The sequence below is a fragment of the Streptomyces sp. E11-3 genome, assembly GCF_046540415.1.
In the GTDB taxonomy this organism is placed as follows: domain Bacteria; phylum Actinomycetota; class Actinomycetes; order Streptomycetales; family Streptomycetaceae; genus Streptomyces.
Map to the genome: position 1 here is coordinate 48755 of NZ_JAZGRL010000003.1, position 20378 is coordinate 69132.

The following is a 20378-nucleotide window of genomic DNA, read 5'->3' on the forward strand; positions in this document are numbered from 1 at the left end:
CGGGGGGGGGGGGGGGCGCCCCCCCCCCCCCCCCCCCCCCGCTACCGGGTGGGTGTACGCCTCAGTACTTGCCGCTCTTAGCGGGCCAGCGTCTTGCGGGCCGAGGTGACCTGGCAGGCGTAGACGCCCTTGTCGTTGTTGGTGTACGAGGTGTTCAGACTGACCTTCCGGTTGCCGCTGGGGGCGACCGTCGCCCGCTGGTTCCTGGTGGCGATCGTCTTGGTGGCGAGCGTGGAGCTGGGGGAGGTGCCCACCTTGAAGGCCACGGAGAACGTGTAGTCGAAGGTCTGCTCGGTTGACGTGTTCTGGATGTCCACCTCGTAGGTGATACGGACGACGGACCCCGAGCGCGTGGCGTTGCAGTTCTGGCCGACGACCTCGCCCCGCGCGTCCGGGTTGTACGTGGGCGGGACCGAGCGGGTGGGCGTCGGCGCGCCGGCTCCGCCGCTGGTCACGCCGGAGTTGCCCCCGGTGCCGCCTCCCGTGACGCCGGTGCTGTCCCCGGAGCTGCCCCCGGAGCCGCCTCCGATGACGCCGTCCGGGTTGGGCTTGAGGCTGGGCAGGCTGGACGGGCTGAACGAGGGCGTCTTCCCCATGTCCCCGAGCCCGCCGAAGGCCTTGTCCTCGGCCTTGTCGGTGCAGCCGGACAGGGTGACGGCGGCGGTCAGGGCGAGCGCGGCGGTGCCGATGGCGCGGTGGCGTCGCCTGCGCCCGTTTCGGATACGGCTGGTTCGCATGTCATCCCCCGATGTACTGGATTCCAGACAGTTCAGTTGAACCGTTGAAGAGCACAGGCGAGGCTACCCGACCTCCACCCCTGTGCTTCTTGCCTCCCGGCCACGCTTACACCGTTGGTACGTTGAGGCACCGCAACCTTCTCTGTTCAATCTCGGGGGACCCATGAGCCAGCCCTGGCAGCCACAGCCACCTCAGCCCAGTCCGTACGGCCAGCAGCCACCGGGCCCGCCGCAGCAGCCGGGGTACGGCTACCCCGGTCCGCCACAGCAGCCCGGCTACGGATATCCCGGCCCGCCGATGCAGCCGCAGCAGCCCATGCAGCCCGGTTACGCCTACCCGCCCCAGGGCTTCCAGCCGGGTTTCCCGCCGCCCGCCGCGGGCAATCCGGCCAAGGCCTTCTTCCTCGGCCTGCTGGTCTCGGTCGTCGGCTCGCTGGTCTTCGCGGGCATCCTGGTCGTCAGCTACGAGGACCTGTCAAAGGTGGGCCTCAAGCTCAGCTACGTGGCCTTCGCCCTCGCCGTCGGCGCGCTCGTCGGCGTGGTGGCCGGTAAGTCGGGCGGCAGGGGCGGCTCCACGATGGTGGTCGCCGCCCTGCTGGCCGCGCTCGGCACCTTCTTCGGGTACACCAACGGCCAGGTGTTCATCCTGCTCGACGCGGCCGGGGCCGATCTTGTGGAGCACCTGCTGGAGGACGAGCCCTTCTTCCCGGCCGAGGCCTGGTGGGAGGTGCTCTCGGGCGGTATCGCCCTGCTCGGCGTGGCCGCGGCCGCGGGTGCCGCCTGCGGTACGGCCCACCTGGCGAGCAAGCGCCAGGGCTGAGAGTCCGTCTCTGAGGGCCCGTCTCTGAGGGCCCGCGCGGCGTCACGACGGCACACACACGAAGGCGGGGCCTCGGGTTTCCACCCGAGGCCCCGCCTCGTATATCCACGTGCCTACCGCACGACGGTCTCCTGACTACTACTGCACGACCGTGATGCGGTCCGCCTTCGGCGGGGCGATCGGGGCCGACTGAGAGGAGTTGTCCGTCAGGTACGTCTCGAAGGCCGCCAGGTCGTCGCCGCCGACCAGCGGGTTCGTGCCCTCGCCGAGCGCGGTGAAGCCGTCGCCGCCGCCCGCGAGGAATGAGTTCATCGCGACGCGGTAGGTGGCGGACTCGTCGAGCGGCTCGCCGTTCAGGCGGATGGAGTCCGTGACGATCCGGTCCGCGCCCGTCTTCGTCAGGTCCAGCGTGTAGGTGAAGCCGTCGGAGACCTGGAGGATCTTCGGGGACTCCACGTTCCGGCCGCTGACCTGCTGCTGCAGGGCGGTGACCAGCTGGGCGCCGGTCAGGTCGACCAGGTTCACCGTGTTGCTGAAGGGCTGGACGGTGTACGCCTCGCCGTAGGTGACCACACCGTCACCCTCGCCGCCGTTCGCCGTGAAGCCCAGGTCGGAGCGGATACCGCCCGGGTTCATCAGGGCCAGGTCGGTGCCTTCGTCCAGGGTCTTGGCGTGCGTGATCTGGGCGTCCGCGATCAGGTCGCCGAGCGGGGACTCGGGGGTGTCCGCGCCGCGGCCCAGTATGTCTGCCGAGATGTGGCCGACGGGGCGGTTCGCGATCGGCTCGGCCAGCTTGTTCCAGCGCTTGATCAGCGAGGTCATGTCGCGGGCCTCGCGCTGGTCGCGGTGCACGACGTGGTTCGCGGACGTGACACTGGTGCGGACGATGTCCTTGGTCCTGCGGTCGTACGTCAGCGTGGTGTCCGTGTAGAGACGGCCGAACGACGCCGCGGACGTGACCGTGCGCGGGTTGCCCGCGGGGTCCGGGATGGTGCACGCGTACGCCTGGTGGGTGTGGCCGGTGACCACGGCGTCCACCTGGGGCGAGATGTTCTTGGCGATGTCCGTGATCGGGCCGGAGATGCCGTCACCGGGGCCGGGGCTGTCGCAGTTGTAGTTGTACGCCGAGCTCGCGGGGTAGCCGCCCTCGTGGATGAGCGCGACGACGGACTTCACGCCCTTGCGCTCCAGCACCTTGGTGTACTTGTTGATCGTCTCGACCTCGTCGTGGAACTTCAGGCCCTTGATGCCCTCCGCCGACACGATGTCCGGGGTGCCCTCCAGGGTCACGCCGATGAAGCCGATCTTGACGCCGCGGTGCTTCCAGATGCTGTACGGCTTGAGGACCGGCTTGCCGGTCTTCTCATCCGTCACGTTCGCCGCGAGGTAGGGGAAGTCGGCTCCGTCGAAGGTCTTGCCCTTCTCGAAGCAGCCGTCCACCGGGTGGCAGCCGCCGTTCTGGAGCCGCTCCAACTCGGCGCGGCCCTCGTCGAACTCGTGGTTGCCGACGCCGGCCACGTCCAGGCCGAGCTTGTTCATCGCCTCGATGGTCGGCTCGTCGTGGAAGAGCCCCGAGATCAGCGGGCTGGCGCCTATCAGGTCACCGGCCGCGGCCGTGACGCTGTACCGCTCGCCCTTGCGGGCATCCCGCAGCGACGTCGCCAGGTACTCGACACCACCGGCGTCGATCTGCTCCTCGGTGCCGTCCTCGTGCTGGTGGGTCACCCGGCCCGAAGACCCGCTGGGCGGCTCCAGGTTGCCGTGGAAGTCGTTGAAGGACAGCAGTTGTACGTCGACCGTACGGCCGTGCTTCTTCCCGCCCCCCTTACGGTCGCCCTCGGCGTTGTCGGCTCCGGCGGGCACCGCCGCCGTCATGACTCCGGTGGCCGCGGCGAGCGCCACGGTGACCGCGATCAACCGGCCGCCGACCCGGCGCCGTTGTGGTGTCGCTGACATCAGTTCCCCTCAGTGGACAGCGAGACGACTGTCTTATTGTGTGGCGCAGCCTATGGTCAACGCGCGTAGCGCAACAGGGGGTAACGGGTTACGAGGAGGTTGCTTGTGGAGCTCCGCACCTTCGGCGGGCCCTGGGCTTTACGCTCAAGGACATGACAGACGCAGCCCCCGCCGTGCCCCAGCGGTCCATCCAGACCCTCGAAGCGCTCAGCCCCGAACAGGCCGAGGCCGTACTCGCCCTGATCGCGGAGGCCGCCCGTAGCGACGGGCAGCAGGCCGTGTCCGAGCAGGGCCGGTTGCAGTTGCGCGGCGGGCCGCGCGAGGGAGTGCGGCATCTGTTGTTGTACGTCGGGGACGAGTTGCTGGGATACGCCCAACTGGAGGACACCGACCCGGTGGAGGCGCCCGCCGGCGAGCTGGTGGTGCACCCCGCGCGGCGCGGGCACGGGCACGGCCGGGCGCTCGGCACCGCCCTGCTGGCCGCGTCCGGCAAGCGGCTGCGGGTCTGGGCGCACGGCGGCCACTCGTCGGCGCGGCACCTGGCGCAGGTGCTCGGGCTCTCGCTCTTCCGCGAACTGCGCCAGATGCGGCGGCCGCTGGGCCCCGACGCGCAGCCGCTGGCCGAGCCGGTGTTCCCGCCGGGAGTCACCGTCCGCACCTTCGTCCCTGGCCAGGACGACGCGGCCTGGCTGGCCGCCAACGCCGAGGCGTTCGCGCACCATCCTGAACAGGGCTCCCTGACCCAGCGCGACCTGGACGACCGCAAGGCCGAGCCGTGGTTCGACCCGGCCGGGTTCTTCCTCGCCGTACGCGAGTCGGACGGCGAGCTGCTCGGCTTCCACTGGACGAAGGTGCACGAGGCGGAGCGGCTCGGCGAGGTGTACGTCGTCGGGGTGCGCCCGGACGCCCAGGGCGGCGGCCTCGGCAAGGCGCTCACCGCGATCGGCCTGCGCCACCTCGTGAGCCGGGGTCTGCCCACCGCGATGCTGTACGTCGACGCGGACAACAAGGCGGCCGTCTCGGTCTACGAACGGCTTGGCTTCGTCACCCATGAGACGGACCTGATGTACCGCACCGAGACCTGAGAGCCGTGCGCTGGGCTCCCGTACGCCGTTCGCTGGGCTCCCGTACGTCATGTCGTCGTAACCAGTGATTCAGACAGGCTTGCGACGCTCACGGAATGCAGCCCGACGTGCCTGAGCCCTCGCGGTCAGCGGAGGCCCGCCCTCGACCGACGCTCGTCGGCGCGCCCGCACCGGGGCGGAGGCGGAACAATGGGTACATGAGCCAGCCCTCCGCCGAAGCCCGCGCCCAGGCCCCCGCCCAGGCCGCCGCCCCGACTCCGGTCCAGCACGCCCAGCCGTCCGTCGGCTCCATAGCCGCGCACCGCCCGCACACCGTGGCGGCCGCGGTGTCCGACCTGGAGCCCGACCTCGACTCGGACCTCGACGTGTACGAGGAAGAGAGCGGCGGCGACGGGATGGAGCTGCCGCAGGGCCGCTTCCTGGACCGGGAGCGCAGCTGGCTGGGGTTCAACGAGCGGGTACTCGAGCTGGCCGAGGACCCGACCACCCCGCTGCTCGAACGTGCGAACTTCCTGGCGATCTTCGCGAGCAACCTGGACGAGTTCTTCATGGTCCGGGTCGCGGGTCTGAAGCGGCGGATCGCGACCGGTGTCGCCACCCGTTCGGCCTCAGGGCTCCAGCCGCGTGAGGTCCTGGACCTGATCTGGACCCGCACCCGTGAGCTCATGGCCCGGCACGCGGCCTGCTTCCAGGAGGACGTGGCGCCCGCGCTCGCCGACGAGGGCATCGAGATCGTGCGCTGGCCCGACCTCAGCGAGAAGGAGCAGGCCCGCCTCTTCACCCTGTTCCGGCAGCGGATCTTCCCCGTACTGACCCCGCTGGCCGTGGACCCGGCGCACCCCTTCCCGTACATCTCGGGTCTGTCCCTGAACCTGGCCGTCGTCGTACGCAACCCGGTCACCGGACACAAGCACTTCGCCCGCGTGAAGGTGCCGCCGCTGCTGAACCGTTTCCTGGAGGCGGCCCCCGGGCGCTATGTCCCCATCGAGGACGTGATCGCGGCCCCGGCCCACCTGGAGGAGCTGTTCCCCGGCATGGAGGTGCTCGCCCACCACATGTTCCGGGTGACCAGGAACGAGGACCTGGAGGTCGAGGAGGACGACGCCGAGAACCTGCTCCAGGCCCTGGAGAAGGAGCTCATGCGGCGCCGCTTCGGTCCGCCGGTGCGGCTGGAGGTCGAGGAGTCCATCGACCGGTACGTCCTGGACCTGCTGATCCGCGAGCTGAAGATCTCCGAGGCCGAGGTGTACCCGCTGCCGGGTCCGCTCGACCTGACGGGTCTGTTCGGCGTTTCCAGCCTGGACCGGCCCGAGCTGAAGTTCCCGAAGTTCGTCGCGGGCACCCATCGCGACCTCGCCGAGGTCGAGTCGGCGTCCGCGCCCGACATCTTCGCCGCCCTGCGCGAGCGCGACGTCCTGCTGCACCACCCGTACGACTCCTTCTCCACCTCCGTACAGGCGTTTCTGGAGCAGGCCGCGGCCGACCCGGACGTGCTGGCCATCAAGCAGACGCTCTACCGGACGAGCGGTGACTCGCCGATCGTGGACGCGCTGATAGATGCCGCGGAGTCCGGCAAGCAGGTGCTGGTCCTGGTCGAGATCAAGGCGCGTTTTGACGAGCAGGCCAACATCAAGTGGGCGCGGAAGCTGGAGGAGGCGGGCTGCCATGTGGTCTACGGGCTCGTCGGCCTGAAGACCCACTGCAAGCTGTCGCTCGTCGTGCGCCAGGAGGGCGAGACGCTGCGGCGCTACTCGCACGTGGGGACCGGCAACTACCACCCCAAGACCGCGCGGCTCTATGAGGACCTGGGGCTGCTCACCGCGGACCAGCAGGTCGGCGCCGACCTGTCCGACCTCTTCAACCGGCTCTCCGGCTATTCGCGCCGCGAGACCTACCGCCGCCTCCTGGTCGCCCCCAAGTCCCTGCGGGACGGCCTGATCGCGCGGATCATGAAGGAGATCGAGCACCATCGGGCCGGTCGGCCCGCTTACGTGCGTATCAAGGTCAACTCGATGGTCGACGAGGCCGTCATCGACGCGCTGTACCGCGCGTCCCAGGCAGGGGTACCGGTCGGCATCTGGGTGCGGGGGATCTGCGCGGTACGGCCCGGAGTCGTCGGGCTCTCGGAGAACATCCAGGTCAGGTCGGTCCTGGGCCGCTTCCTCGAACACTCCCGAGTGTTCGCCTTCGGCAACGGCGGGGAGCCCGAGGTGTGGCTCGGCAGCGCCGACATGATGCACCGCAACCTGGACCGTCGGATCGAAGCGCTGGTACGGGTCCAGGACCCGGCGCACCGCGCCGCCCTCAGCAGGCTCCTGGAGACCGGGATGTCGGACACCACGGCCTCCTGGCACCTCGGCCCCGACGGCGACTGGACCCGGCACGCGACCGACTCGGACGGCCAACCCCTGCGGAACGTACAGGAGATGCTCATTGACGCCCGGAGGCGCCGGCGTGGCTCAGCGAAACCCTGACCGTACTGCCCCCGTCGCGGGCGAGGTGCTCGCCCGCTACCTGCGGGAGCAGGCCACGGAATTCCTGCGTGCGCTGCGGCAGCACCGCGAGGGCGGCGCGGAGGACTCCGCCGGGCCGGCCCGCGCACTGCGCCGCTCGGCCCGCCGCATCAGCGGCACCCTGCACACCTTCCGGCCCCTCCTCGACGCCGAGTGGTCCGACCAGCTCCGTACGGAACTGGCCTGGCTGTCGGGGACGTTGGCCCGCGAACACGGGTACGCGGCGCGGCTCGACCGGCTGCTGGGGGCGCTGCACCGGCTGTCGGGGGCGGCGGCGTTCCCGGTGCAGGCCGCCGAGGCCCGACGCACTGCCGCGCCGAAGGGGCAGCTCACCGTGGGGGCCGCCAAGGCGGGCGCCCTCCTGGAGCGCCAGCTCACCCTCGCCAGGACCCGCGCCCACTCCGCTGCCCTCCAAGCCCTGGGCAGCTCTCGCTTCCACGCCGTCGCGGACGGGGTCGCCGTCCTGGCCAGCGAGGTCCCGCTGCGCAAGGAGGCGGCCGCCCACCAGCTCACCCCGTTCGCCGCGGACGTCGAGGCCCGGCTGAACGAAGCCGTGACCGCGCTGCCGCTGGTCCGCGCCGGGCACCCGTACAACGCCGAGGCCCTCACCCACGGCCTGGCCCCCGACGAGGCCCCCGAGTCCCAGGACGCCCCCTGGCACCAGGTCCGCCTGCTGCTGCGCCTGCACCGGTACGCCCAGGAAGCCATCCGCACCCCGGAGGCCCAGCTCGGCACCGTACGCCTGCTCAGTGCGGGTGAGGCCCTGGACCGGCACCGGGACGCCGCCGAGGCCGCGGCCGCCGCCGCGTCGGCCGCCCGTACCCCGCGCATCGCGCCGACGACGGCCTACGCGCTCGGTGTGCTGCACGCCGACCAGCGGCATGAGGTGGAGGCCGCGCGGTATGCCTTCCAGCGGGTGTGGCGGGGGGCGGGGACGGGCACGGCGGTGGGTGCGCCATGAGCGACGGCGAGGAGATTCTTGCCGGGGGATGCGTTCTGTGGCGTCGCTCGGCCGACGGCGACGGCATCGAACTGGCTCTTGTCTTCCGCCCGAAGTACGGCGACTGGTCTCACCCGAAGGGCAAGCTCAAACGCGGCGAGGACGCCCGGGACGGAGCGGTCCGCGAGGTGCTGGAAGAGACCGGTATGGGCTGTGACCTGGGCCCCGAGCTGCCGACTGTCCACTACGAGGTGGAGGGCCGCCCCAAGGAGGTCCGCTACTGGGCGGCCGAGGCCACCGGCGGTCGCTTCGTGCCGAACAGTGAGGTATCCCGGCTGCTCTGGCTCCCACCGGGCGCGGCGCGCGACCGGCTCACCCAGCTCAGGGACAAAGAACTGGTTGACGTGATGGTCCGGCTAACCTGCCAGAACTGACGGTTCATCACGAAAAGGGTGGTCCCATGCCTTCTCGACTCAACCCGTACATCAGTTTCGACGGCGAAGCCCGGCAGGCGATGGAGTTCTACCAGCGGGTCTTCGGCGGCACCCTGTCGGTGCACACCTACGCCGACTTCGGCGCGGAGGAGGCCGGGGCGGCCGCGGACAAGATCATGCACAGCATGCTGGAGACCGACAACGGCTTCACGCTCATGGTCTCCGACGTTCCGCCGGGGATGGAGCACAAGCCAGGGAACAACATCTCCGTGAGCCTGAGCGGGGATGACGCCGACGAACTGCGCGGCTACTGGGACAAGCTGTCCGCCGACGCCACGGTCTCGGTTCCGCTGGAGAAGCAGATGTGGGGCGACGTCTTCGGCATGTGCACGGACCAGTTCGGGATCACGTGGATGGTGAACATCAGCGGGTGAGGTGGAGGCGCCGCCCGCTGAACCCCGCGCGGGCGGCGGTCGCGTGTTCCGTCGGCGCACGCAAGACGTTCCGTCTCGTTAGGGCGTCCCTGGTGGCGGAGTCGCCGCCCCCGGCAGCCGTACCACCGCTGCCGTGCCGCCGCCGTCCGCCGCCCGCAGGGTCACCTGGCCGCCGCACTGCTGGACCGTACGGGCCACGATCGACAGGCCGAGGCCCGAGCCGGGCAGTGAGCGGGCCGTCGGCGAGCGCCAGAAGCGGTCGAAGACGTGCGGGAGTTCGTCCGGGGGGATGCCGGGACCGTGGTCGCGGACCGTCAGTTCGCCCTGGTGGAGGGTGACCTCGATGGTCGAGTTCCGTGGGCTGAACTTCACCGCGTTGTCGAGGAGGTTGACCAGGGCGCGTTCCAGCGCGGGGGGCTCGGCCCGTACGTACCAGGGGGAGAGGTCCGCGGTGAGGGTGAGCTCGGGGCCCGCGCGGAGGCGGGCGCGCTCCAGGGCCGCTTCGGTGATCTCGTGGAGGGCGATCACCTGGATCTTGCCGGTGGGCGTCGCGTCCGGGCGGGAGAGTTCCTGCAGGTCGCCGATGAGGGCTGCCAGTTCGGTCATCTGGGCCTTGACCGACGCGAGGAGGGCCTTGCGGTCGTCCGGGGGGATGGCGCGGCCCGTCTCCTCGCTGCGGACGAGGAGTTCGATGTTCGTACGCAGTGAGGTGAGCGGCGTGCGGAGCTCGTGGCCCGCGTCCGCGATCAGCTGCTGCTGGAGGTCGCGGGACGAGGCCAGCGCGGAGGTCATCGCGTTGAACGAGCGGGACAGGCGGGCGATCTCGTCGTCGTCATCCCCCTCCAGGGGGATGCGTACGGTCAGGTCCTGGGTGCGGGCGATGTGTTCCACGGCGCCGGTGAGATCGTTGACCGGGCGCAGGCCGGTGCGGGCGATCCACAGGCCTGCGGCTCCGGCGCCGACGACTCCGACTCCGGCGACGGTGAGGAGGAGCAGGGCGAGTTGGTTCAGGGCGCCGTCGATCTCCGACAGGGGGCGGGCGATCGACACGGTGAGGCCGGTCGGGCCGTCCTGGCGAGTGTAGACGCGGACCTTCTGGCCGTCGGTGGTGTGGCCGTCGTGCAGGGTGTCCGGGATGAGCTGCTGGGCGACGTCCAGGTCGGATTCCTGCACCTGGAGGGCCTTTGAGCCGATCCCGACGCAGCGGCTGCCGTCCGGTTGGACGACCTGGACGTACGCGGTGCTGGGGGCGGCGGTTCCGGGTGCCGTACGGCTCTCGTCCTGGCAGTCGGTCACTGTCGCCGTGAGGTAGGTGCGGGTGGCGTTCATGCCCTGGAGGGACGTGTCGAGCTCGTTTCGCAGCTGCTGCCGGGTGAGCAGCCAGCTTGCCGCGGCGACGGCGGCTACGGCTACGGCGACGGCGGTGGCGACGAGGAGGGCCAGGCGGGTGCGCAGGGGGAGCGCGCGGAAGCGACGGATCACGCGGTGCCGCCGGGGTTGTTCGTGTTGCTTGTGTTGCTTGTACGTAGGGCGTACCCCACGCCGCGCACCGTGTGGACCAGGCGGGGTTCGCCGCCTGCCTCCGTCTTGCGGCGCAGGTACATGACGTAGACGTCCAGGGAGTTGGAGCTCGGCTCGAAGTCGAAGCCCCAGACGGACTTCAGGATCTGCTCTCGGGTCAGCACCTGGCGCGGGTGCGCCAGGAACATCTCCAGGAGCGTGAACTCGGTACGGGTCAGCTCGACCGGGCGGGTGCCGCGCACCACCTCGCGGGTCGCCAGGTTCATGCGGAGGTCGGCGAAGGTGAGGACGTCGTCGTCGATCTGGTCGGCGCTGACGGTTGCCGCGTACGAGCTGCGGCGGAGGAGTGCGCGGATGCGGGCGAACAGTTCGTCCAGCTCGAACGGCTTGACCAGGTAGTCGTCGGCGCCCGCGTCCAGGCCGGTGACCCGGTCGCCCACGGTGTCGCGCGCGGTGAGCATCAGGATCGGGGTCGTGGAACCGGTGGCGCGGAGCCTGCGGGCGGCGGTGAGGCCGTCCATCCTGGGCATCTGGATGTCCAGTACGACCAGGTCGGGGGCGTACGCCGTGGCCTTGTCGAGCGCTTCGAGGCCGTCGGCCGCGGTCTCTGTGGAGTACCCCTCGAAGGCGAGGCTGCGCTGCAGCGCCTCGCGGACTGCGGGCTCGTCGTCGACGATCAGGATGCGCTGCGGGTCGGCTTCGGCGGGGGTCATCGGTGTCGGGTCCTCGGTGGTGTGCGCGGGTGGGCGGGCCGTTCTTCAGCCTCGCACGGGTGGGTGCGCTCTGTTTCGTTGTGGGGCGGGGCCGCGTCGGGGGGCGACTGCGGGTGCGTTAGTTCATCTCGCCCGCACGGAGCTTGGCGAGGTCGTCCTNTCCGGGGCAGGGGCGGCGCACGAGGGGCGCACAGAGGACGAGGGGCGCGCGGGGGCGTACGGCGGCGCGGTTGTTGTGGCGGATGCGGCGGGTCTGACCGATGCGGTGGTTTCGGTGAGTGCTCCGGCCCGTTGGTACTACCGCGGTACGGCGCCGATGCGGCGGCTGCACTGGGTGGTCACCCGCCCGCTGGGCCGGGCCGTCGGCCGCCATGTGCTGGGCACCCGCATCCAGCGCGCCCAGTGGGACCCCGTACCGCTGTCGCCGGTCGCGTCGGTGCCGCTGATCGCCCCGACGCCGCTGCTGATCGTGCACGGCGACCTCGACCCGTACTTTCCCCTGGACCATCCGCGGATGCTGGCGTCGGCGGCGGACGGTTCCGCCGAGCTGTGGCTCGAGTCGGGGATGGGGCACGCCGAGCATGCGGCGGACGACGCGCTGCTCGCGCGGATCGGCGGCTGGGCGACGGCTCAGGACTGAGCGCCTTCGCACAGGCCGCATCATGGAGGCGGTACGAAACGAAAGGAGCCGCTGCGATGGCAACCGGCACTATCCGCTACTGGGCCGCCGCCAAGTCGGCCGCCGGGGTCGCACAGGAGCCGTACGACGCGGTGAACCTGGCCGACGCGCTGGCCGCCGCGCGGCTGCGACACCCCGGAGAACTGGTGCGCGTCCTGCTGCGATGCTCGTTCCTCGTCGACGGCGACCCCGTCGGCACCCGCGCGCATGAGACCGTACCGCTGGCCGAGGGCGGCACGGTCGAGGTGCTCCCGCCGTTCGCAGGAGGGTGACCGCGAGATGAGCAACCAGCCGTACGACCCGTACGACGATCCGTATCAGCAGCAGCATCAGGCGTACCCGCAGCAGCCCGAGTCGCAGTGGCCCACCGGGCAGCAGCCGCCCGACGAAGCGCCGCAGCACACCCAGACCTGGCAGGCGCAGACCTGGGAGACCCAGACGCAGCCGCCGGTGGCCGCGGCGGACACGGCGTACCTGCCGCAGCAGAGCGCACCGCCGGTCCTGCCCGAGCACGGCTACGCGCCGTTCTCGCAGCCCCTCCCGCCCGAGGTGCCGGTCCAAGGCCAGGCGTACGTGTCGCAGGCGTCCGGTGCCCCGGCGCATCCGCACACGGACCCCGCGGACGAGGCAGCGCCCGGTTACGGGCCCGCCACGGTCACCGGCAACCCCCGGATCACCGACGCCCAGCGGGCCCGCGCCGAGGGCCGGTCGCCGATCATCGCGCCGGGGATGCAGCCGGCCGGCCTCACCGCCGTACTGGGCCTGCTGCTCGCGGGCGGTGCGGCGGTCGGGTCGTACGGCCTGCTGGTGCCGCTGGTGCTGCTGCAGGCCGTCACGGCGGCGGGCTGGTTCCGGCTGAACGGCATGTGGCCCGCGCGGCAGGGCATCGCGCTCGCCTTCCTGGGCGGCATCGCGGCGGACGCGGTGCTGCTCGGCGTCGGGCGGGAGCACGCGCCCGCCGCGATCCTCGGCACCCTCGGCGTGTGGGTGCTGCTCACGCTCGTCCTGCAGCTGCGCAGCCACGCGGGCGCCGACGAGCGGATGTACGGCCTGATGGCGACCGTCGTCTCGGCGGCGCTGGCCATCCTGGCGGCCGGGCACCTCGGGGCGGAGCCCGCCGCGGTGTCGGTGGGCACGGTGGCGGTCGCCGCGGCCGTACTGGCCCGTGCGCTGCCGCTGCCCGGTGTGGTCTCCGTCGCGGTGGCGCTGCTGGCCGCGGCCGGTGCCGGGATCGCCGTCGGGCAGCTGACCGACATCGGCGCCCAGGGCGCGCTGCTCGGCCTCGGCGCCGGGGTGTGCGCGCTGGTCGGGCTGCGGGTGGCCAGCTACGACTACCCGTCCCGCTTCGTCCACATGACGGCGGGCGTCGCGCTGCCGCTCGCGCTGGCCGCGCCCGCGGTCTACCTGCTGGGCAGGGTCGTCGCGTGACCGCCTGATCGTCACAGCTGGTCGACAGTCCCCCGCGACGCCAGGTCGCGGGGGACGTGTCGTTTAGGGTCGCGAACAACGACTGCTGAGGTGGGGGAACACCGAATCATGCGCGCACTGCGAATCATCCTGATCATTACCGTCGTCCTGGCGGGGATCTTCGTGGCCGCCGACCGCCTGCTGGTCGGGGTCGCCGAGGACAAGGCGGCGGAGAAGCTGCGCACCAGCGAGGGCCTGGCCCAGACGCCGGACGTCTCGATCAAGGGGTTCCCGTTCCTGACCCAGGTCGTCGGCGGTGAGTTCGACGAGGTGCAGATCGGGATCGACGGCCTTGAGGCGTCGACCGAGGGCGAGAAGATGCGGATCGAGAAGCTGAACGCCACGATGCACGGCGTCGCCTTCTCGGACAACTACAGCTCCGCCACCGCGAACCGGGCCTCCGGCACGGCCCTGATCTCGTACGCCGAGCTGCTGAAGGCCGCCCAGGTCGAGCCGGTCGAGCTGGCTCCGGGTGTGAACGCCAAGGTGGTCGGGCTCGCCGACGGGGGCGACGGCAGGATCGAGGTCCGGGTGGAGATCAAGGGCAGCGTCCTCGGTGTGCCGGTGAACAGGACGGTCACGGTGCGCAGCCAGGTGGCGATCGAGGACGGCCTGGTGAAGGTGAACGCGGACAAGGGCGAGCTGGACGGCGAGCTGGGCAAGCTCAAGGCGCTCGGGCTCGGCATCGTCGAGGCGCGGATCCGTGAGATCACGGACTTCCAGCAGAAGCTCGACGGGCTGCCGTCGGGGATCGAACTCGACAAGGTGGAGGCCGCGTCGGACGGCGTCCGGATCTCGGTGACGGGCTCGCAGGTGAAGCTGGCCGGTTAGGGCCTGTTGAGGACCCCGTTCCGGACCCGGAACGCGCTCTGTCCGAAATTTGAGACGGCCGCGTCCGCCCAGTAGATGTACGGGACTCCCGGGGCGTCCGGAGGCCTTGCGCGAGCAGACTCGAAGCGTATGCGGTCCCAAAATGCGGACGATCGTGTCTCACCATCCGACACGCCGGTGACACGGCCCGGCCGCGTCCCTACGATCGTCCCCATGAAGCAGCGACAGGCGGACCTCACGAAGCGGCGGGCAGTAGACCTGTGCCGCGTCGCCGCCATGCTCTGTCGCGCTGTCTGAGCGGGAGTTTTCCCTCCCGTTTTCCCAGGGCCCTTCGACCTCAGTCAGGGCCGCCCCTGTGCCTTGCGCCGCCGATGCCGCATACCCGCAAACGCCCGCAGAGGCACACCCTCTTCGCGTACCGCCCCGCCGCAACTGCCCCGGAGGAGAGACAAAAGTATGAGCCGCAGTGACGTTCTGGTAGACGCCGACTGGGTCGAGGCCAACCTCGACAACCCGAAGGTCGTCATCGTCGAGGTCGACGAGGACACCTCCGCGTACGACAAGAACCACATCAGGAACGCCGTCAAGATCGACTGGAAGCAGGACCTGCAGGACCCGGTCCGCCGCGACTTCGTCGACCAGGCCGGTTTCGAGGCCCTGCTCTCGCAGCGCGGCATCGCGAACGACGACACCGTGATCCTCTACGGCGGCAACAACAACTGGTTCGCCAGCTACGCCTACTGGTACTTCAAGCTGTACGGCCACGACTCGGTGAAGCTCCTCGACGGCGGCCGCAAGAAGTGGGAGCTCGACTCCCGCGACCTGGTCAGCGAGGTGCCGAAGCGCGCCGCGACGGAGTACAAGGCCAAGGCCCAGAACACCGCGATCCGCGCCTTCCGCGACGACGTGCTCGCCGCGATCGGCACCCAGAACATCGTCGACGTCCGCTCGCCCGACGAGTTCAGCGGCAAGCTGCTCGCCCCGGCCCACCTGCCGCAGGAGCAGTCGCAGCGCCCCGGTCACGTGCCGAGCGCGCGCAGCATCCCGTGGTCCAAGAACGCCAACGACGACGGCACCTTCAAGTCGGACGACGAGCTCACCAAGCTCTACGCCGACGAGCAGGTCGACCTGGCCAAGGACACCATCGCCTACTGCCGCATCGGTGAGCGCTCGGCGCTCACCTGGTTCGTGCTGCACGAGCTGCTCGGCGTCGAGAACGTCAAGAACTACGACGGCTCGTGGACCGAGTACGGCTCCCTGGTCGGCGTGCCGATCGAGCTCGGCGCCAACAACTGACCCCGACCTTCGTCGAATTGGAGAACTGACATGTGTGGAGCGAAGGCCGGCGGCCCGGACGCCGCGACGATCAAGCCCGGTGAGACCACCATCCAGGGCCAGGTGACCAAGGACGGCGAGCCGGTGACCGGCTACGTCCGGCTCCTGGACTCGACCGGCGAGTTCACCGCCGAGGTGCCCACCTCGGCGACCGGACAGTTCCGCTTCTACGCGGCCGAGGGCACCTGGACCGTGCGTGCGCTGGTGCCGGGCGGCACCGCGGACCGTACGGTCGTCGCCCAGGACGGCGGTCTGGCGGACGTCGCCATCGCCGTCTAGCGCGATCGCCGTCTAGTACGGCACATCCATACGGCCGGAGGGCCGCACCCCTGGGGGTTGGACGCTTACCAGGACATGGGTGCGGTCCTCCGGCTTTTCGTGTGCCGAACCGGGACTACGCTGGACTTATGTACGCGCGACGGGTGCATACGTACTTCGTCATGATGGGCAGCTGCCTGGCGCTGTTCGTCCTGGGGTCGGCCGTCGTGCGGCTCTGGTCGGTCCCCGCCGCCGTCGCGATGTGTGTGGTCGCCATGGTCCTCGCGCCGCTGTCCGCGATGGTCGCCAACCGGCGCGGCCCGGAGGACCGCTGGTGGGACGACCCCTCCGGGGACCCGAAGTCCGACGAGTGGTGGGACGAGCTGGACGGCAAGAAGCCCCGCCGTCCCGAGTGACCGGCGCCTTTCTGGTGCCAGGCGCGCTCAGTAGACGAGCGCCTGCACTCCGTCCGCCATGATCTCGCTCAGGAACACCTGCGCCCCCGCGATCCGCACCCCGTCGAGCACGTCCTTCTCGCCGATGTCCCGCCGAGCCGCACACTGCGTACACAGCGTCACCTGCCCGGCCGCCTGGATCGACGCCAGCAGATCCGGCAGCGGCGCCGCGTGCGGCAGCTCGAACTCCGCGGCCCGCCCCGGCAGCGCGAACCACGCCGACTCACCGGTCAGCCACAGCGAAATCTCCACCCCACTCGCCGCGGCCACGGCCGCCACCGTGAAGGCCTGGGAGCAGCGCTCGGGGGCGTCGGCCCCGGCGGTCACCTTGATCACGAGCTTCTTCGCCATGACCGAACTGTAATCGCGCCCGGCCGACCTCACAGAGAGCACCCGTGCCACGGCGACTAAGCTGGGGCCCGGCTCTGTCCCGCTCACCCCGCTCATCGAGGAGCACCCCGTGCTTGAGGCATTCTTCGAAGCCCTGCTGGTCCTGGTCGCCGTCGGAGTTCTCGCGTTCTCCTGGCTGGCCGTGAAGAAGCTGTACCAGGGTCAGCGCTGACCTGCCCCAGGTCCGTACGTCCACCGTCTACACAGATCGCCTGAGCTGCTCATGATCGAGATCCCGTCCGACCTCAATCCGGACCTTGTCCCCCTTGCCTTCCTGCTGGGCAACTGGGCGGGCGCGGGAGTCTCAGACTTCCCCGGCGCCGAGAAGTGCAACTTCGGGCAGGAGGTCACCTTCAGCCACGATGGCCGTGACTTCCTGGAGTACCGCTCACACACCTGGGTGCTCGACTCCGAGGGCAACAAGGTCAAGCCGCTGGAATCCGAGTCCGGGTTCTGGCGGATCGACAAGGAGCGCAAGGTCGAGGTCGTGATGGTCCGCGACGACGGTGTCGTCGAGGTCTGGTACGGCGAGCTGGCGGACAAGAAGCCGCAGATCGACCTGGCCACCGACGCGGTCGCGCGCACCGCCGCGTCCGGCCCGTACAGCGGTGGCAAGCGGCTGTACGGCTATGTGAAGAGCGACCTGATGTGGGTCGGCGAGAAGCAGACGCCCGAGGTGCCGCTGCGGCCGTACATGTCGGCGCAGCTGAAGAAGGTCGTGACGGCCGAGGATGTGCAGTCCTGGGCGAAGGACCTCGGTGATCTTCCGGATGACGGGATCGCCTTCTTCAAGTAGAGCGCGCGGCGGGTGGTCCGCGCGGCAGGTAGTCCGCGCGGCAGATAGTCCGCGAGGCCTGACCGCTCAGGACCTGGGGGCGCCGCTCGGCGCCCCCTAGACTGGCCTTGTGGTGAGCATCGACTGGAAGAGCGATCTGCGGCAGCGCGGCTACCGGCTGACGCCCCAGCGCCAGCTTGTCCTCGAAGCGGTCGACTCCCTGGAGCACGCGACCCCGGACGACATCCTCGGCGAGGTCCGCAAGACCGCGTCCGGCATCAACATCTCCACCGTCTACCGGACGCTTGAGCTCCTCGAAGAGCTCGGCCTGGTCAGCCACGCCCACCTCGGGCACGGCGCGCCCACCTACCACCTCGCCGACCGCCACCACCACATCCACCTGGTGTGCCGGGACTGTACGAACGTCATCGAGGCCGACATCGAGATCGCCGCGGAGTTCACCGCGAAGCTGCGCGACACGTTCGGGTTCGAGACCGATATGAAGCACTTCGCCATCTTCGGCCGGTGCGAAGCCTGCGCGGCCAAGCAGGCGGCGCAGCCCGGCGGGCAGCCGGGGAAATAAATTCCGCGGCTACCGAGTCGTAGGGTGAGTGGATATGCAGCCTCATTCGAAGAGCAGCCCCCTGCTGGCCTTTCCCGGTGCGGTCCCCGCGGAAGGCCCCGACGAGGGCGTGGCCGCGCACTACGGCGAGCTGTTCCGGGAGCAGCGCGCCCTCGCCGACGGCAGCGGCCTGGTCGACCTCTCGCACCGCGGAGTGGTCACCGTCACCGGCGACGACCGGCTCAGCTGGCTGCACCTGCTGCTCACCCAGCATGTCAGCGAGCTGCCCGCCGGCCAGGCCACCGAGGCGCTGATCCTCTCCGCGCACGGCCACATCGAGCACTCCCTCTATCTCGTCGACGACGGCGAGACGACCTGGGCGCATGTAGAGCCCGGCACCCAGGACGCGCTGATCGCGTACCTGGAGTCGATGAAGTTCTTCTACCGTGTCGAAGTCGCGGACCGGACCGACGAGTTCGCGGTCGTGCACCTTCCGGCCGGTTCGATCGCCCCGGTCCCCGAGGGCGTCGTCGTACGCGAGACCCCGTACGGCCGCGACCTCTTCCTGCCGCGCGCCGATCTGGAGTCGTACGCGGCGGCCAACGGCCCGGCCGTCGGCATCCTCGCCTACGAGGCCCTGCGCGTCGAGGCCCACCGGCCGCGCCTCGGCTTCGAGACCGACCACCGTACGATCCCGCACGAGCTGGGCTGGATCGGCTCCGCGGTCCATCTACAGAAGGGCTGCTACCGCGGCCAGGAGACGGTCGCCCGGGTGCACAACCTGGGCAAGCCGCCGCGCCGCCTGGTCTTTCTGCACCTGGACGGCAGCGAGGTCCACCTGCCAGGACCCGGCGCCGAGATCAGGCTCGCCGCGGACGGCCCCGACGGGCGCAAGGTCGGCTTCGTGACCACGTCCGCCCGCCACCACGAGCTGGGACCGATCGCGCTGGCCCTGGTCAAGCGCAACGTCCCCGTGGACGCGGAGCTGCTCGCGGGCAGCACGGCGGCGGCCCAGGAGGTCGTGGTCGAGCCGTAGGGGCGGACGCTGGCGGCTGTCTATATCGCGTATCCGGCTCCCCATACCGCCAGCAGCGCCGTGCCCTACATCTCCAGCAGCACCGTGAACGGGCCGTCGTTCGTCAGCGACACCCGCATCTGCGCCCCGAACCGGCCCGTCGCCACGGTCGCGCCAAGCGCCCGCAGCTGGGCCACCACCTCGTCGACCAGCGGCTCGGCGACCTCGCCCGGCGCCGCCGCGTTCCAGGTGGGGCGGCGGCCCTTGCGGGCGTCCCCGTACAGCGTGAACTGGCTGATCACCAGGAGCGGGGCGTCGATGTCACTGCACGACTTCTCCTCGGCCAGCATGCGGACCGACCACAGCTTCCGGGCAAGCTGTGCCGCCTTCTCCTTGGTGTCCTCATGCGTCACCCCCACCAGGACGCACAGCCCTTCCCCCTTGATCTCGCCGACCGTCTCGCCGTCCACGACGACACTCGCACCGTCCACCCGCTGTACCACTGCTCGCATACCGGCCATCATGCCGTGTGTCACTGACAGTGCCGCCGGGTAGCCCGAAGGCACCATCCGCCAGGTAATGCCATGCGCCTTTCCGGGCCGTTCGGGTGCAGTCCGCCACATCTCAGGCATCCGGGGTGGCACGATGCACCCACGCGACGCACCCGCGCGGTCCGCCGCACCGGTCGAGGGGACGGTTCCACCATGAGCAGCACTCCGAGCAGCACCGGGCAGCCCACCGGCAGCACCGGGCAGCCCACCGGTCCCGTACCGGCCGGCCGTGCCGCGTGGGTCGGTACGACACGCCCGCCCGCCCAGCGGTCCGCCAGCCCGCTGCCCGCCGCGCCCGAGCCCGACCTGGGCGTGCTGCGGCTGACCGAGCTGCGGACGCTGCGCCGCACCTCACAGCAGGACGAGGCCGACCTCAGCTATGTGCGGCGGCTGCTCCAGGGGCGGATCGACATCCTGCGGGCCGAGCTGACCCGGCGCACCGGTCCCGACGTACCGGTGGCGCCGGACGTCTCCGGAGCCGCGGTCCCCGACGACGCCGTCGTCGACCGGCTCTCGGAGATCCTCACCGACTCCCCCTCGCGGCACCGCTCTTCGGCCCGCCATGTGACGCTCGGCACCCCGCACAGCGAGGAGTACCGCGGCCTCGCCGCCGAGATGCTGTCCGAGGTCGAGCTCTCCGACCTGGACGCCCGTACGGACGACGAGCTGCACACCGGCATAGGGCGGCTGGTCCGCTACGAGCAGCAGGTCTCCCGGCGCCGCCAGCAGCTGCAGCGGGTCGCCGACGACTGCAGTACGGAGATCGCCCGCAGGTACCGCGAAGGCGAAGCGCAGGTAGACGACCTGCTCTCCTGAACGACTGGCCCCCCGGTAGCGGGGGACGGGTCCCGTACGTCCGGAAGGCCGACGATGACCTCGCCCCTGCCGCCGCCCCGCCCCGCGCCGC

The 20378-nt window shown here is 70.6% G+C and carries 23 protein-coding genes; 17 read left to right on the forward strand and 6 right to left on the reverse strand.

The window, feature by feature from the left end; genetic code table 11:
- Window positions 1-77 precede the first annotated feature (77 nt).
- Window positions 78-737, reverse strand: coding sequence for a hypothetical protein (locus U9R90_RS29760; RefSeq protein WP_411059891.1), 660 nt, complete (start codon window positions 735-737; stop codon window positions 78-80).
- Between the two features lie 163 nt (window positions 738-900).
- Between U9R90_RS29760 and U9R90_RS29765 the strand changes: the two genes are divergently transcribed.
- On the forward strand, window positions 901-1557 hold the full coding sequence (locus U9R90_RS29765) for a hypothetical protein (protein ID WP_411059892.1): 657 nt from the start codon (window positions 901-903) through the stop codon (window positions 1555-1557).
- A gap of 138 nt (window positions 1558-1695) precedes the next feature.
- Here U9R90_RS29765 and U9R90_RS29770 read toward each other — a convergent pair whose 3' ends face one another.
- Window positions 1696-3513, reverse strand: coding sequence for a bifunctional metallophosphatase/5'-nucleotidase (locus tag U9R90_RS29770; protein WP_411059893.1), 1818 nt, complete (start codon window positions 3511-3513; stop codon window positions 1696-1698).
- Between the two features lie 152 nt (window positions 3514-3665).
- On the opposite strand from U9R90_RS29770, the gene mshD reads away from it, so the two are divergent.
- The 5 genes from mshD (at window position 3666) to U9R90_RS29795 (ending at window position 8919) form a co-directional block, all read left to right on the forward strand.
- Window positions 3666-4598: a mycothiol synthase gene (gene mshD, locus U9R90_RS29775; protein ID WP_411059894.1), complete on the forward strand. Its 933-nt coding sequence runs from the start codon at window positions 3666-3668 to the stop codon at window positions 4596-4598.
- Window positions 4599-4693: 95 nt separating this feature from the next.
- Window positions 4694-7072, forward strand: a complete 2379-nt coding sequence (locus tag U9R90_RS29780) for an RNA degradosome polyphosphate kinase (protein ID WP_411059895.1) — start codon at window positions 4694-4696, stop codon at window positions 7070-7072.
- Complete coding sequence (locus U9R90_RS29785) at window positions 7053-8072, forward strand: CHAD domain-containing protein (protein ID WP_411059896.1); 1020 nt, start codon at window positions 7053-7055, stop codon at window positions 8070-8072. The genes U9R90_RS29780 and U9R90_RS29785 overlap by 20 nt, the downstream gene beginning before the upstream one ends.
- Window positions 8069-8485 carry an NUDIX hydrolase gene (locus U9R90_RS29790; protein ID WP_411059897.1) on the forward strand — a complete coding sequence of 139 codons (417 nt, stop codon included), beginning with the start codon at window positions 8069-8071 and terminating at the stop codon, window positions 8483-8485. Before U9R90_RS29785 ends, U9R90_RS29790 begins: the two co-directional genes overlap by 4 nt.
- Before the next feature lie 26 nt (window positions 8486-8511).
- Window positions 8512-8919 (forward strand): VOC family protein, encoded by a 408-nt coding sequence (locus tag U9R90_RS29795; RefSeq protein ID WP_411059898.1) that lies wholly within the window; start codon window positions 8512-8514, stop codon window positions 8917-8919.
- Between the two features lie 78 nt (window positions 8920-8997).
- On the opposite strand, the gene U9R90_RS29800 is transcribed toward U9R90_RS29795, so the two are convergent.
- Entirely contained in the window at window positions 8998-10401 is a 1404-nt protein-coding gene (locus U9R90_RS29800) for an ATP-binding protein (protein ID WP_411059899.1), read from the reverse strand.
- The gene (locus U9R90_RS29805; protein WP_411059900.1) at window positions 10398-11153 is read right to left on the reverse strand and encodes a response regulator transcription factor; all 756 of its coding nucleotides are present in this window, start codon (window positions 11151-11153) and stop codon (window positions 10398-10400) included. The genes U9R90_RS29800 and U9R90_RS29805 overlap by 4 nt, the downstream gene beginning before the upstream one ends.
- Between U9R90_RS29805 and U9R90_RS29810 the strand changes: the two genes are divergently transcribed.
- The 7 genes from U9R90_RS29810 to U9R90_RS29840 all read left to right on the forward strand — a co-directional run bounded on the left by U9R90_RS29810 (window position 11122) and on the right by U9R90_RS29840 (window position 16139).
- A complete protein-coding gene (locus U9R90_RS29810) occupies window positions 11122-11793 on the forward strand; it encodes an alpha/beta hydrolase (RefSeq protein ID WP_411059901.1) in 672 nt (223 codons plus the stop codon). The two genes, U9R90_RS29805 and U9R90_RS29810, sit on opposite strands and share 32 nt — an antisense overlap.
- Window positions 11794-11849: 56 nt before the next feature.
- Complete coding sequence (locus tag U9R90_RS29815; protein WP_411059902.1) at window positions 11850-12104, forward strand: MoaD/ThiS family protein; 255 nt, start codon at window positions 11850-11852, stop codon at window positions 12102-12104.
- Between the two features lie 7 nt (window positions 12105-12111).
- Entirely contained in the window at window positions 12112-13260 is a 1149-nt protein-coding gene (locus U9R90_RS29820; protein ID WP_411059903.1) for a hypothetical protein, read from the forward strand.
- A gap of 108 nt (window positions 13261-13368) precedes the next feature.
- Entirely contained in the window at window positions 13369-14130 is a 762-nt protein-coding gene (locus U9R90_RS29825) for a DUF2993 domain-containing protein (protein WP_411059904.1), read from the forward strand.
- A 456-nt stretch (window positions 14131-14586) separates the two neighbouring features.
- Window positions 14587-15426, forward strand: a complete 840-nt coding sequence (locus tag U9R90_RS29830; protein ID WP_411059905.1) for a sulfurtransferase — start codon at window positions 14587-14589, stop codon at window positions 15424-15426.
- Window positions 15427-15456: 30 nt separating this feature from the next.
- On the forward strand, window positions 15457-15744 hold the full coding sequence (locus U9R90_RS29835; protein WP_411059906.1) for a DUF1416 domain-containing protein: 288 nt from the start codon (window positions 15457-15459) through the stop codon (window positions 15742-15744).
- A gap of 128 nt (window positions 15745-15872) precedes the next feature.
- Entirely contained in the window at window positions 15873-16139 is a 267-nt protein-coding gene (locus U9R90_RS29840; protein WP_411059907.1) for a DUF3099 domain-containing protein, read from the forward strand.
- Between the two features lie 27 nt (window positions 16140-16166).
- Here the strand turns inward: U9R90_RS29840 and U9R90_RS29845 are convergent, their stop codons facing one another.
- Window positions 16167-16529, reverse strand: coding sequence for a DsrE family protein (locus tag U9R90_RS29845; RefSeq protein WP_411059908.1), 363 nt, complete (start codon window positions 16527-16529; stop codon window positions 16167-16169).
- Window positions 16530-16791: 262 nt separating this feature from the next.
- Here U9R90_RS29845 and U9R90_RS29850 point away from each other — a divergent pair, with 262 nt between their 5' ends.
- The 3 genes from U9R90_RS29850 to U9R90_RS29860 all read left to right on the forward strand — a co-directional run bounded on the left by U9R90_RS29850 (window position 16792) and on the right by U9R90_RS29860 (window position 18941).
- Window positions 16792-17364 carry an FABP family protein gene (locus U9R90_RS29850; RefSeq protein WP_411059909.1) on the forward strand — a complete coding sequence of 191 codons (573 nt, stop codon included), beginning with the start codon at window positions 16792-16794 and terminating at the stop codon, window positions 17362-17364.
- Between the two features lie 109 nt (window positions 17365-17473).
- Window positions 17474-17926, forward strand: coding sequence for a Fur family transcriptional regulator (locus U9R90_RS29855; protein ID WP_411059910.1), 453 nt, complete (start codon window positions 17474-17476; stop codon window positions 17924-17926).
- A gap of 34 nt (window positions 17927-17960) precedes the next feature.
- Window positions 17961-18941, forward strand: a complete 981-nt coding sequence (locus U9R90_RS29860) for a YgfZ/GcvT domain-containing protein (protein ID WP_411059911.1) — start codon at window positions 17961-17963, stop codon at window positions 18939-18941.
- A 65-nt stretch (window positions 18942-19006) separates the two neighbouring features.
- Here U9R90_RS29860 and dtd read toward each other — a convergent pair whose 3' ends face one another.
- Window positions 19007-19432 (reverse strand): D-aminoacyl-tRNA deacylase, encoded by a 426-nt coding sequence (gene dtd, locus U9R90_RS29865; RefSeq protein ID WP_411059912.1) that lies wholly within the window; start codon window positions 19430-19432, stop codon window positions 19007-19009.
- Between the two features lie 192 nt (window positions 19433-19624).
- Between dtd and U9R90_RS29870 the strand changes: the two genes are divergently transcribed.
- Window positions 19625-20287 (forward strand): hypothetical protein, encoded by a 663-nt coding sequence (locus tag U9R90_RS29870; protein WP_411059913.1) that lies wholly within the window; start codon window positions 19625-19627, stop codon window positions 20285-20287.
- The last annotated feature ends 91 nt before the right edge of the window (window positions 20288-20378 follow it).

What these genes read in the sequence shown, in the direction of transcription:
- U9R90_RS29760 (WP_411059891.1), bottom strand. Translation starts at nt 737, where the DNA reads ATGCGAACCAGCCGTATCCGAAACGGGCGCAGGCGACGCCACCGCGCC.
- U9R90_RS29765 (WP_411059892.1), top strand. Translation starts at nt 901, where the DNA reads ATGAGCCAGCCCTGGCAGCCACAGCCACCTCAGCCCAGTCCGTACGGC.
- U9R90_RS29770 (WP_411059893.1), bottom strand. Translation starts at nt 3,513, where the DNA reads ATGTCAGCGACACCACAACGGCGCCGGGTCGGCGGCCGGTTGATCGCG.
- mshD (WP_411059894.1), top strand. Translation starts at nt 3,666, where the DNA reads ATGACAGACGCAGCCCCCGCCGTGCCCCAGCGGTCCATCCAGACCCTC.
- U9R90_RS29780 (WP_411059895.1), top strand. Translation starts at nt 4,694, where the DNA reads ATGCAGCCCGACGTGCCTGAGCCCTCGCGGTCAGCGGAGGCCCGCCCT.
- U9R90_RS29790 (WP_411059897.1), top strand. Translation starts at nt 8,069, where the DNA reads ATGAGCGACGGCGAGGAGATTCTTGCCGGGGGATGCGTTCTGTGGCGT.
- U9R90_RS29795 (WP_411059898.1), top strand. Translation starts at nt 8,512, where the DNA reads ATGCCTTCTCGACTCAACCCGTACATCAGTTTCGACGGCGAAGCCCGG.
- U9R90_RS29805 (WP_411059900.1), bottom strand. Translation starts at nt 11,153, where the DNA reads ATGACCCCCGCCGAAGCCGACCCGCAGCGCATCCTGATCGTCGACGAC.
- U9R90_RS29815 (WP_411059902.1), top strand. Translation starts at nt 11,850, where the DNA reads ATGGCAACCGGCACTATCCGCTACTGGGCCGCCGCCAAGTCGGCCGCC.
- U9R90_RS29820 (WP_411059903.1), top strand. Translation starts at nt 12,112, where the DNA reads ATGAGCAACCAGCCGTACGACCCGTACGACGATCCGTATCAGCAGCAG.
- U9R90_RS29825 (WP_411059904.1), top strand. Translation starts at nt 13,369, where the DNA reads ATGCGCGCACTGCGAATCATCCTGATCATTACCGTCGTCCTGGCGGGG.
- U9R90_RS29830 (WP_411059905.1), top strand. Translation starts at nt 14,587, where the DNA reads ATGAGCCGCAGTGACGTTCTGGTAGACGCCGACTGGGTCGAGGCCAAC.
- U9R90_RS29835 (WP_411059906.1), top strand. Translation starts at nt 15,457, where the DNA reads ATGTGTGGAGCGAAGGCCGGCGGCCCGGACGCCGCGACGATCAAGCCC.
- U9R90_RS29840 (WP_411059907.1), top strand. Translation starts at nt 15,873, where the DNA reads ATGTACGCGCGACGGGTGCATACGTACTTCGTCATGATGGGCAGCTGC.
- U9R90_RS29845 (WP_411059908.1), bottom strand. Translation starts at nt 16,529, where the DNA reads ATGGCGAAGAAGCTCGTGATCAAGGTGACCGCCGGGGCCGACGCCCCC.
- U9R90_RS29850 (WP_411059909.1), top strand. Translation starts at nt 16,792, where the DNA reads ATGATCGAGATCCCGTCCGACCTCAATCCGGACCTTGTCCCCCTTGCC.
- U9R90_RS29860 (WP_411059911.1), top strand. Translation starts at nt 17,961, where the DNA reads ATGCAGCCTCATTCGAAGAGCAGCCCCCTGCTGGCCTTTCCCGGTGCG.
- dtd (WP_411059912.1), bottom strand. Translation starts at nt 19,432, where the DNA reads ATGCGAGCAGTGGTACAGCGGGTGGACGGTGCGAGTGTCGTCGTGGAC.
- U9R90_RS29870 (WP_411059913.1), top strand. Translation starts at nt 19,625, where the DNA reads ATGAGCAGCACTCCGAGCAGCACCGGGCAGCCCACCGGCAGCACCGGG.